8 protein-coding genes are annotated in these 11,191 nt (G+C 64.2%); all 8 read right to left on the reverse strand.

Translation table 11 applies throughout. The annotated features are described in order from the left end of the window. Nucleotides 1-138: 138 nt before the first annotated feature. Nucleotides 139-1,992: a type VI secretion system baseplate subunit TssF gene (gene tssF / locus ACTHNZ_RS20200; RefSeq protein ID WP_440544351.1), complete on the reverse strand. Its 1,854-nt coding sequence runs from the start codon at nucleotides 1,990-1,992 to the stop codon at nucleotides 139-141. A gap of 16 nt (nucleotides 1,993-2,008) precedes the next feature. Further along, complete coding sequence (gene tssA, locus ACTHNZ_RS20205; protein ID WP_440544352.1) at nucleotides 2,009-3,127, reverse strand: type VI secretion system protein TssA; 1,119 nt, start codon at nucleotides 3,125-3,127, stop codon at nucleotides 2,009-2,011. 1 nt (nucleotide 3,128) lies between these two features. Continuing rightward, entirely contained in the window at nucleotides 3,129-5,819 is a 2,691-nt protein-coding gene (tssH, locus tag ACTHNZ_RS20210; protein ID WP_440544353.1) for a type VI secretion system ATPase TssH, read from the reverse strand. A gap of 33 nt (nucleotides 5,820-5,852) precedes the next feature. Next, nucleotides 5,853-6,938, reverse strand: coding sequence for a type VI secretion system baseplate subunit TssG (tssG, locus tag ACTHNZ_RS20215; RefSeq protein WP_440544354.1), 1,086 nt, complete (start codon nucleotides 6,936-6,938; stop codon nucleotides 5,853-5,855). Then, entirely contained in the window at nucleotides 6,902-8,740 is a 1,839-nt protein-coding gene (gene tssF / locus ACTHNZ_RS20220; protein ID WP_440544355.1) for a type VI secretion system baseplate subunit TssF, read from the reverse strand. The genes tssG and tssF (ACTHNZ_RS20220) overlap by 37 nt, the downstream gene beginning before the upstream one ends. A 66-nt stretch (nucleotides 8,741-8,806) precedes the next feature. Further along, nucleotides 8,807-9,325: a type VI secretion system baseplate subunit TssE gene (tssE, locus tag ACTHNZ_RS20225; RefSeq protein WP_440544356.1), complete on the reverse strand. Its 519-nt coding sequence runs from the start codon at nucleotides 9,323-9,325 to the stop codon at nucleotides 8,807-8,809. An 83-nt stretch (nucleotides 9,326-9,408) separates the two neighbouring features. Continuing rightward, the gene (locus ACTHNZ_RS20230) at nucleotides 9,409-9,912 is read right to left on the reverse strand and encodes an Hcp family type VI secretion system effector (protein WP_102643802.1); all 504 of its coding nucleotides are present in this window, start codon (nucleotides 9,910-9,912) and stop codon (nucleotides 9,409-9,411) included. A gap of 89 nt (nucleotides 9,913-10,001) precedes the next feature. Further along, on the reverse strand, nucleotides 10,002-11,191 hold a 1,190-nt coding region (tssC, locus tag ACTHNZ_RS20235), incomplete at its 5' end, for a type VI secretion system contractile sheath large subunit (RefSeq protein ID WP_440544359.1).

Here is an 11,191-nt window from a genome sequence, read left to right on the forward strand (position 1 = left end):
GCCCGGTACACCCGCGAGCGCACCGAGTTGGCCCGCTATCCCGGCGGCTTGGCCCAAACCCGACAGTCCACCCGTCGACGGCGCGCCGCCACCTCCGGCGTTTCCGATTGGAGCAAAACTCATGTTTAACCTCTTCTTTTAAATCAGCGCCATCCGCCCTTCTCGGGGAGGACATTTGCGAATCACAGCTCCAGTCCGCGCCGATACCGCGATCAGTTGCGTCGCACTGTTGATGTCCACATAAGCGGCAAAGAAGCGATCCATTACACCGATAAACGTATTCATGCATTCGGCCTCGAAACGCTGCTCGTCGAGCGACATCGTGATTTCGATCCCGGCCTGCAAGCCCCCGACGCCCGCGGCCATCGTCCAAAGCTTCATGCCGCGCCAGCGCAGGCCGGTCATGCCTTCGATATGCAAAGCTTGCCGGCCCGCATGGGCGGCGAATTGCCGAAACAATGCTTTGAGGGCCGCAAGCCCAAGCTGATCGAGGCGACAGACATGCGGCGTCATTTGCGCCAGAAGCTTCCACCCGTGACCGCGCTCCGGCTGAGGCCAATGGCTGGGCGTCGGCTGACGCAACAGCGCAATCGGGCATTTGAGTTCAGCGCCGATCGCCTCGAGGTCGCCGCCCGGCATGCCGATTGGCATACCGGCCGGCAAATTTCTGTTCGTGCACGTGACCTTGATCGTCAGATCCTTCGGGTCGAGCCGCCCTACCTTGCCATCTAGCTTGCGCAGTACCAGCGCGGTTTCGCGGCCCGGATTCTCCCGTGCGGCCCGCCCGTCGCGCAGTCGCTCCCACACCGGCGTGCCGTAGTACTTGCGATGCCCGAATCCGTGCAGCGGCTCGATCAATTCACGGTTCGATGAACCGGCTTTGCCCAAATGCACTTCGTCGATCGACCACACGTCGGAATCGGCCACCTCGGGCACGCCACTCGGCACGATCGAATATCGCGGCTCGGCATCGCCCGGTTCCTCTGTCACGCCGCCAGGCTCCACGGTGCGCTGAAAGAGGTTCGCGACGGGCGTACAGAAAAGCTTCAGATTCGCGGCGCTGGCGGCTGACAACCGTTGCGCGATCGACGAATCGTGACGGACGCCGGCAATGGCCAAGTGCAGCGTGACGGAAGCCGCGTTCGGCGTGCCGGCCAGCGCGGTTTGCTTGAGCATCGCGAAGTCGACATCGATGAAGCGGAACCGCTCCGGGAACGCAAAGTACTCGAGCAGCAGGCGTAACGGAAACTCCATTCGGGGCCCAGGGCCGAACACGCTGTCCGTGTCATCGAACCCAGCCGGAATAATCGGTACGGCTTCGAGTGGCCGCCATTCTCCGCGGTCATCCCGATCGGCGAACGCACCGATCGCATGGAGCAAGATCGCGTCGCTCAACGCTGCGGCAATCTGCGGCGCACCATCCAGAAAGATCCGCACACGATCGGACACGGCTGCGAAGCCAGCTCGTTCTTCAGGCGCTTCGAACGTGACGGAGAGTATGCCGAGCGTACCGGCAGGAAGAATCACGCTCCGAGGCGCATGGGCCACTGGGGCGTATCGCACTTGGCCGATGGAAAACGGAGCAAGCGTCACGTCGTACGCCGATCGAAAGCGGTACTTGCCCAGATGCGACATGAACTCCGTTCCGCGCGCGATCGTGCGCGCGCTGCTCGACGGATTAGGCTCAGCCCGGATCTGTACGATCGAGCATGCCGGAAAGGGACGCAATACCTCGGGATGCAACCGCTCCAACATCTCGGTGGGCACTTCGGGATAGTCGTCGTCGATGCGTGCCGCCGCGCGCGCATTGCTCAGCGCGGCGGACTGCAAAAGGCGCTCGACGTGCGGATCGTCACAGTGCTCGCCGGAAATGCCGAGTTTTGCGGCATGAGCCGGAAAGCGCTCCGAAAACTCGCGCATCGACCCGCGCAACAACGCCAGTTCGCGTTCGTAGTGCGGGAGGATGTCTTCCGGTTGGGGGTAGTCGTTCATCGCATGTTTGCGCCGCTCAACTCGCCTCGTCCGGCTTCACCCCGAGCAACTCGCGAATATGCGTCAGCGAGCCGTCGTCCTTGACCACCGTGCTCAGCCATTCGTGCAGCGGCATGTCGGCCCATTCCGCCGCTTTGTCCGCGAGATACGCAGCCGGGCTGTGCGGCTCGGTCGAGCGGAAGAATCGCGCGACGGCGCGCAGCTGCGCCACCGCATCGGCACGACTTTGAATCGCGCCCACGGGGCGCGCAATGTTGAGCGCAGCAGTGTTGTTGGCCATCGAAGTCTCGAGAGTGGGAGCCGTCTTGAAGCTAGGTTCGGCGCGCCCGCTCGGGCCCGCATCGGGTTGCGGCGGCGCGCTCGTCGGGTCCAGCTTCGCCCCGACGTCGCGTGCAAAGCGTTCGGCGAGCCCGTACACGTGCTCGTACGCCTCCTTCGCCTGCCGAAAACTCGGCGCGGCACTTCCCGCGCGAGCATCGAGCGCCTGCTCCAGCGCGACCATAGCCGCCTGGAACGCCTTGAGATCGGTGAGCAACGTCTTGTAGAACGCAGGCGGCGTCCCGCGCTTGGCCGCTTCTATCTGTTCGAGCGACGGCTTGCCGCGCGCGATCTCATCGGCTCGCTCGGGATCGCGCCGCATCGCTTGCGCGACACTGCCCGCCACCTCCCAATCAAGCCCGCTGAATTCCCCCGCCGACGACTGCGTGAGCCGCACCTCGCGCAGCAACTGCGTCGTGCGCCCCACGAGCCAGCTCACGTTGCCGAGGCGATATTCGGCGTCGTCCCCTTCGGGCAACGGGTGCACGGCATCCCAATAGCGCTCGGCAAGCGCCGCCAGCAGGGTGTACCCCTGCGAGAACCCCTCCACGCCCTGCTTCATCGCCAACGCCTCGGTCAGCCAGGCAGCCAGGCGCAAGTCCTTGGTTTGCGTCCTAAGCAACAGCGTGCAGCGTTCGATCACGAAGCCCCAATCGGCTTCCTTGATTTCAGTCACCCACTCGCCCTGATCGAGCGAGGGGTCGTCGAACTTGCGAGCGTGTTGGATCGCGTCGAAATCGGACGAGAACAGCAGGTCCTCGCCGCACGGCGAGGCGCCCTCGAGCGGCGCGATGAGCGGTTCGAGATCGATGGGCATATCAACTTACCTTGTATTCGAAGTCGCCCGACTCCAGCGCGCGCACGTCAATGTGCTCGATGCGCTCGCCCTGGGCGATGCGGCCGAGCACGTGCTGCGCGAGTTCGGGCAACAGCGTGCCGTTGAGAATATGGTCGACGTTGCGGGCGCCCGAATCGACTTCCGTGCAGCGCGCGAGCACCGCGTCGACGAGCGATTCGTCCCACCGGAAGGCGGCGCGGTGATTCTCGGCCACGCGCGCGCGAATCCGTTCGAGTTTGAGTTCGATGATTTGAACGAGGACGTCGTCGGAAATCGGGTAGTACGGCACCACTTTGACGCGCCCGAGAAACGCGGGCTTGAACGCTTTGTACAACTGCGGACGCAGTAGCTCGGCCAACGTGTCGGCGTCGGGCAGCGCCTGCGCTTCCTGATTCAAGCAGGCCTGCATCACGGCCGCCGAACCCACGTTGGACGTCAGGATGATCAGCGCATGGCGGAAATCGATCTCGCGTCCTTCGGCGTCGTCGAGCGTGCCTTTGTCGAACACTTGGAAGAACATTTCCAATACGTCGGGGTGCGCTTTTTCGATTTCGTCGAGCAGCACGACCGAGTACGGATTGCGCCGCACGGCCTCGGTCAGCACGCCGCCTTCGCCGTAACCGACGTATCCCGGCGGCGAGCCCTTCAGGCCCGACACGCTGTGCGCTTCCTGGTATTCGCTCATGTTGATCGTGACGAGCTTGCGCTCGCCGCCGTACAGGATATCGGCCAGCGCGAGCGCCGTTTCGGTCTTGCCGACGCCCGAGGGGCCGACGAATAGGAACACGCCGCGCGGCTTGTTCGGATCCTCGAGATTCGCGCTGGCCGTGCGCACGCGTTGCGCGATGGCGTCGAGCGCGTGGTCCTGGCCGATCACGCGCTCGGCGAGCAGATCCTTCAAGCCGAGCACGGTGCCGATCTCGTCCTTGACCATGCGGCCGAGCGGGATACCGGTCCATGCCGCTACGATCGCCGCAACGACGTGTCCGTCCACCTGTAGCGGCACCATGGCGCTGGTCTGCTGCAACGCTTCGAGCTTCGAGGTGAGCCGCGCCAGTTCCTCACGCACCGCGGCTTGCGCATCGATGCTCGCCGTCTGCGCCTCTGATGAAGCTTTTGCTTCGGCAAGCTCGCTGCGCAAGGCACCGATCCGCTGCGCCAGCACGCGTTCTTCTTCATAACGCGCTTCGTCGGCGGCCAGCGTCGCAACGTCCGTCTCCCTCGCCGCGTGCAGCCGTGCGAGGCGTTCGTCGTGCGCGGCCCCGGCCGTTCCCGCGGCACACTCGCGTTCGAGCGCCGCGATCTCGGCATCGATGCGTTCGATCCGCTTGCGCGCGTCCTCGATCGCAGCCGGCGTGGCGCCCTGTGCCAATGCCACTTTCGCACAGGCGGTATCGAGCACGCCGATGGCCTTGTCGGGCAGTTGCCGGCCCGTGATGTACCGATGCGACAAACGCACGGCCTCGGTAATCGCCTCGTCGAAAATGCGCACGCCGAAATGTGCCTCCATGCGCGGCGCGAGCCCGCGCACCATCGCGCATGCAAGGGCCTCGCTCGGCTCCTCGACCTTCACCACTTGGAAACGCCGCGCGAGGGCGACGTCTTTTTCGAAGTACTTGCGATATTCGGCCCACGTCGTGGCGGCGATCGTGCGCAGCTCGCCGCGCGCAAGCGCGGGCTTGAGCAGGTTGGCGGCGTCGTTCTGTCCGGCTTGGCCGCCCGCACCGATGATCGTATGTGCTTCGTCGATGAACAGGATGATCGGCGCCGCGCTCTTCTTGACTTCGTCGATGACGCTCTTCAAGCGATTTTCGAACTCGCCCTTCACGCTCGCCCCGGCTTGCAGCAACCCCATGTCGAGCACGTGCAATGCCACGCCGATGAGCGGCGCCGGCACGTCGGCCGCCGCAATGCGCAGCGCCAGCCCTTCGACGACGGCCGTCTTGCCCACACCGGCCTCGCCGGTCAGGATCGGGTTGTTCTGACGGCGACGCATGAGGATGTCGATGGTCTGCCGAATTTCGGCTTCCCGGCCGATCACGGGATCGATCTCGCCGTCGCGCGCACGCTGCGTCAGATTCGTCGTATAGGTATCGAGTGCCGGCGTTTTCGACGGCGAGGCCCGTAACGCCGAATCGATTCCCTCGTCGCCGCCATGCGCCCCGCCCTTCGCCGATACGTCGGCGACGCGTTCCGCCTCGCTCGATCCCGCCGTCGCTTCGTCGAATCGATGCTTGAGCTGTTCGACCGGCACCTTCGTCAGGACCGGCGACATCCGTTCGGCGAACTGCGCCAGCTCGGGCGACGTGAGCAATGCGAGCAGCAAATGCCCTGAGCGAATGCGGGCCGCGTGCGAATCGAGCGAGGCAATGAGCCAAGCTTGCTCGAACAGCGAGATCAAATGCTGAGAAAACACCGGCGTACGCGTATTGCCCGTCTTGAACCGTTCGAGTTCGCGTTGGAGATCGGTACGCAGCACTTCGGCACTGAGCCCGCTCGCGCGCAGTACGACCGACAGATCGCTCGCGTTCTCCTCGGTCAATGCGAGCAGCAGATGCTCGAGATCGACTTCGTAGTTGCCGCGCGCGAGGCAAAGGCTCGCAGCCCGTGTGGCGGCATTCAGGCAGAGCGTGTCGAGCTTGGCGATGAGGGTCTTCAGGGGTGTACTCATGTCGGATCGATTTCGCTTTCTTCGTTTGTCGGGTCAATGGATGACGTTCAGTTCGTAACGCGCGTCGTCGCGGTCGCGCTCGGCCGGGCGAGTGCAGAGGAAGGCGTCGTAGCCGAGCCGCGCGCCCTGGCCGAGGCGGCTCATCCCCACTTCCTCGCGCGCAAGGACGAGCGATACTTCGTATTCGGTCGTAATGCCGGCGAGCAGCGTGAGCACGCGTTCGAGCGCAATCGCGTTCGACTCGTCGGGCAGAAACGCTTCGTAGTCGCGCTTGGTGAGGGGCCCGACGACGATCCGCACGCGCATGTCGCGCTGCCACACGCGCTCGCCCGCGAGCGCCGTGGCCCCGAGCGTCGTATTGAGTTCGCCCACCACCGTCAGCCGTTCTTGCGGCACCGCATACCACTTTCCCGAAAACTGTCCGACACGCACCGGCACACGAAAATAATCGGACAGCACCCGCTCGAGATAGGAGTACGACATCGGCCGATGCCGCGCGGGCGCCGCATAGCCCGCGATCGCCTCGTCGATCACCGCCCCGGGGCCTTCTTGCAAATGCGCGCGCGTTGGAGCGTCGGGCGTGCCGGCGAGCGACAGCAAGAGCGGAAGGTAGCGCTCGTCCCGATCGAGTTCGTAGTGAAACGGCAGCCGGTACTTCTTCCATGCCCCGTAAAAGAGCGCCGTGGAGCGGCTCGAGAAGACGTCGAAGAATTCCCTCGCGGCGTGATCGCGCTGCAATTGCGCACGCGCGATCAATTGCTCCGTGTAGTGCAGCGGCAACGCGCCCTGCCCGCCCAGCAAACCGAAGAACGCGGGTGTCAGCTCGACGCGCTCGACTTTGCTTTGTGCGAGCGCCGTCCGTACCGCGTCCATGCCGGCGAGCGCGTCGCCGGCTTCGTCATACGGCACGGCGCGTTCGAGTTCGCTCGGCGGAAAGGTCAGCGCAAGACTGTTGCGAAACGCGATGCCCGGATCACGACGCTCGTCGGATACGGGCTCGTCCTGCTGCGAGGCCCATGTCTCGAGCATCCGAACCGCTTGAAAGAATTCGAACCGATACGGCTCGTCGAGCAGCCGCTCGACTACGCCAGCGTCGATGCCGCGCTGCGCGGTTTGCATCGCATGATCTCCTCGCCTGTGCGGCCTGCGATGGCCACGAGTTGCACGAAACTGTTCAATCGGACGAACAGGCCGAAGAAGGTGTCGAGCACGCCCACGAACGTCGCGAGGCTCGTGCCGACATACTGTGCTTCATCGAACGTCAAGCGAATCTCCACGCCGCGCACGAAGGTCGCATAAGGCCGTCCCGGCAGCCAATGCACGGCCGGCCGTTGCTCGATGCCGACGATGCCGGCGATATGCCGCGCCGAGACCGCCGTGCGCCGTGCGTCGTAGAGCGCCAGCAACTCTTTGAGCGGCGCGAGGCCCTGCGCCGCCAACGAGACGTGATTGAGCGACAGATGCGACACGAGCCGCCAGCCCATCGATGCGTCGCGCGGCACGCGCACGCTAGGCGTCGGCCGCGACAGCAGCCCGATCGTGCCCGCCCCGATCTCGGACTGCGCAAACAGATCGCCGCCTTCGAGCCCGATAGCGAGGCGCGCGGGCAGATCGCGATTCGTACAGGTGAGCGAAAGGCTCAGCGTATCGGTGCGCGCTTCGAGCGGCGAGAAGTGGGCGTCGACGATCGAAATCTCGGTCTCGTAGCCAGGGCTGTTCTTCGCCACCCAATCGTTGCGGCGCGCGAACCAATAGCGCCCCACGCGCGCCGCCTCGTCGTGGTGCAGCGCATAGAACGGCCGGAATTCGGTGATGGTTTGCCCGTCGGCGCGAGTCTCGATGCGGCGCACGTCGTCGATCGAGTGGACCTCGTAATCGCCCGCATGACGCGCGTCGGCCACGACCGGGTAGGCCACCGTTTCATGGCTCACGTGGATCGGCTCGCCGCGCTGCGCGAACAGGTTGACGACGGGCGTGCAAGACAGCCGAACATGGTTGACGCTCAGCGATTCGACGAGCCGTTCGATATGCGGCTCATCGCGCATGTCGCCCAGCGCGACGTGCAGCGTCACGCGCCTGCACCGCCCTGCCGTCTCGAGGATCGCCCCGAGATCGAAATCGATGAAATCGAACTTCTCCGGGAACGCGAAGTACTCGGTGAGGACCCGATGAGCGGGGTGCGACTTGGCGGGATAATCGATCAACGCATCGTCTTCGGCGAAGCCGGCGGGCTCGATCGGTATCGTCGCCAGCGAGCGCCACCGACGGCTTTCGGGCGTTTCGACGTAAGCGCCGATCGCTTTCACGAATAGGCAATCGGTCAGCGCGGCGATGAACGATTGCTCGCCATGAAGGTAAGCCCGTATCGTCGACAGACCGAGCGCACCGAGCGTCCCTTCGGGCAGCATCGTCTCGAACGTGAACGAAAGTAGCGCAGACGTATCGCCGGCCAACGTGACGGCCGACGGCGCGACCTCGGCAAGCGGCGTGTGACGCACATGCGCCAAGCGCAACGGCGCGAGCGTCACGTCATACGCCGTCCGGAACTGGCAGGGCACGCCGCGGATCTCGCGCGAGCGCAGCGGCGTACCGCGCGCGATCACGCTCGGCTGCGTCGGCACCGCTTCGCGAGGCAGGCTGAATTGCGCGATGGAACAAGAGGGAAACGGCCGCAGATAGTGCGGATACAGCACTTCGAGCAGTGCTTCGGTCAATTCGGGACGATCGTCGTCGAGCTTTTTGTTGACGCGGGCCGTCAGCAGCGCAAACGCTTCGATCATGCGTTCGACGTGCGGGTCGTCCCCCTGCTCGCCGGTTTGAGCAAGTCGCGACGCGATCTTCGGGTACCGCTCGGCGAAATCGCGCGAGTACCGGCGCAAAAACGCCAGTTCGCGCTCGTAGTAAGGCAACAACGCTTCCATCTTTGATCCCCGGCGCCCCAAGCCGGCCGTGCCTTGCTTCAGGGCGCGTCTGTGCGCTCTTCTCGATTAGCCGAGTCCCACTTCGCGCACTCGGGAACGCGCCGCGTCCGTGCCGCGGCGCGACCGCGTAACCGAATACTGCAATGTGGACGCTTGCAGCATGGCGTCGAAACTGACCGGCTCTTCGGCGGGATGAACGACGAGCTTCGCGCGGATGACGAAGTGCAACGCGTTGGTCGATTGCTCGTTCACCTCGAGCGCCACGCCCACCTCGCGCAGCCGTGGCTCGTGCCGCGCGATCGCCTGTTCGATGGATTCGCAGATGAACGTTCTGTCGTCATGGCTTGCCAGGCTCAAGCCCGCGAAATCGTTCAACCCGTAGGTCAACACGGAGCGCTGACATTCGGGCAACTTCGCCAACTCCGCCTCGGTCATCACGATGCGCGTATTGAGCAGCGCCTCGACATCGCGCGCCACGCGGCCTTTCAGTTCCTCGAGCGACCACTGGCGCATCGTCGCGGGCGCGGGCGAGTGAGGATCGTCGTCGAAGAGCTTGTCGAGCAGGCTCGGTTCAAAGCGCTTCATCGGGCAATATATTCGAACGGATCACATAGGACGATACGCCGCGCGCTCTGCAAGGAGCGCGCGGCGTATCGATTACGACGAACTTAGACCGCGTAGGTCTTGTCGTTCTTGGTCAGGCTCCACGCGCCTTGCGCGTTACCGCCTTGGCCGCCGCCGACCTTCTGCTGCGTGTACTTCCATTGGACGGCAGCGTACTTGAGCGAGAACTGCTCGGTCGGCAGGCCTTCACCGACGACGCTCGGCGTCACGCTCGAGATGATCACGTACTTCATCTTGATCTCCAGGTACTTGACGCGGTTGCCTTCGCCGTCCGAACGCATGAAGTCGACCGTCACTTCGTCGAACGTCGTGCCGCCCGATGCGTGTTGGTAGAGCAACGGGCTGACGACGTCGATGTCCTTCGTGAACACCATGTCGCCATGCTCGCACCGCTCGGCCGTGCCGCCGCCGGCCGTCGAAGCCGTCGCCGAGCGCGGCTGGACGATCGAGTGGTTCCACGTGCTGATCTCGATCCAGTCTTTGTGATCCTTGTCAGCGGATTCGCCCTTGATGGCGGGATTGCCAAACTTCAGATAGACGTCTTTCATGACTTGCTAACTCCCAGGTAGCGGTTTATATGCGGCCGCGGGCCCATGCCATGGCCCCGGCCGCGCTCGGAATGATTTCGCTTCTCGGCTTAGGCGCCGGCTGCCTTCGGCAGGTCTGCCACGAGCCGCAGCGAGATCGACAGTTCGTCGAGCTGGAAATGCGGCCGCAGGAACGCGACGGAGCGGTAGGAACCCGGCTTGCCGGGGATCTCGGACACCTGGATCGACGCCTCGCGCAGCGGAAATTGCGCCTTTTGCTCCTGCGTGGCGTTGTCGTCGAGCAGCACGTACTGCGCGACCCACCGGTTCAGGAACTGCTCGACGTTTTGCGCCGATGCGAAGCTGCCGATCTTGTCGCGCATCATCGCCTTCAGATAGTGGGCGACGCGCGACACCGAGAAGATGTACTGCAGTTGCGCCGACAGCACGGCGTTCGCGTTCGCGCTGTCCGTGTTGTACTTCTTCGGCTTTTGCACCGACTGCGCCGCGAAGAACGCCGCGTAATCGGAATTCTTGCAGTGCACGAGCGGAATGAAGCCGAGATCGCTGAGCTCCTTCTCGCGCCGGTCGGTAATGGCGATTTCGGTCGGGCACTTCAGGGCGATTTCGCCGTCGTCCGTCTTGAACGTGTGCGTCGGCAAATCTTCGACGAGACCGCCGCCTTCCACGCCCCGGATCGCCGCGCACCAGCCGAAATCGTCGAACGCCGCCGTGAGCCGCGCGGCGAAGGCCCACGATGCGTTGCACCAGAGGTACTTGCTGTGATCGGAGCCGTCGACGTTTTCGACGAAGTTGAAGGTTTCAGCGATGAGCCCGTCCTTCGGATGGAACGGCAGGCGGCCCAAGTAGCGCGGCAGCGTCAAGCCCACATAGCGGGAATCCTCCGATTCGCGGAACGACTTCCACTTCGCGTACTCGACCGTGTCGAATACCTTGCCCAGATCGCGCGGCTTGCCGAGATCGGAGAACGATTCGAGGCCGAGAATCTCAGGCGACGCCGACGTGATGAACGGAGCATGCGCAGCGGCGGCGACATGCGACATCTGCTCGATGAAGTACATGTCCTCAGGCTGCCGCGTGAGCTCGAAATCGCCGACGAGCGCACCGAACGGCGCGCCGCCGAACGTGCCGACTTCCTCTTCGTACACCTTCTTGAACAAGGCGCTCTGATCGAACTCCGAGGCCGCCTTGAAATCGCGCACGATTTCTCGCTTGCCCGCGTTGAGCACGCGGATCTTGATCATCGAGCCCGTGTTGCTCTCTTTGCAGAGGTAGTCGA

The sequence above is a fragment of the Trinickia sp. genome (assembly GCF_051953955.1).
GTDB lineage: Bacteria > Pseudomonadota > Gammaproteobacteria > Burkholderiales > Burkholderiaceae > Trinickia.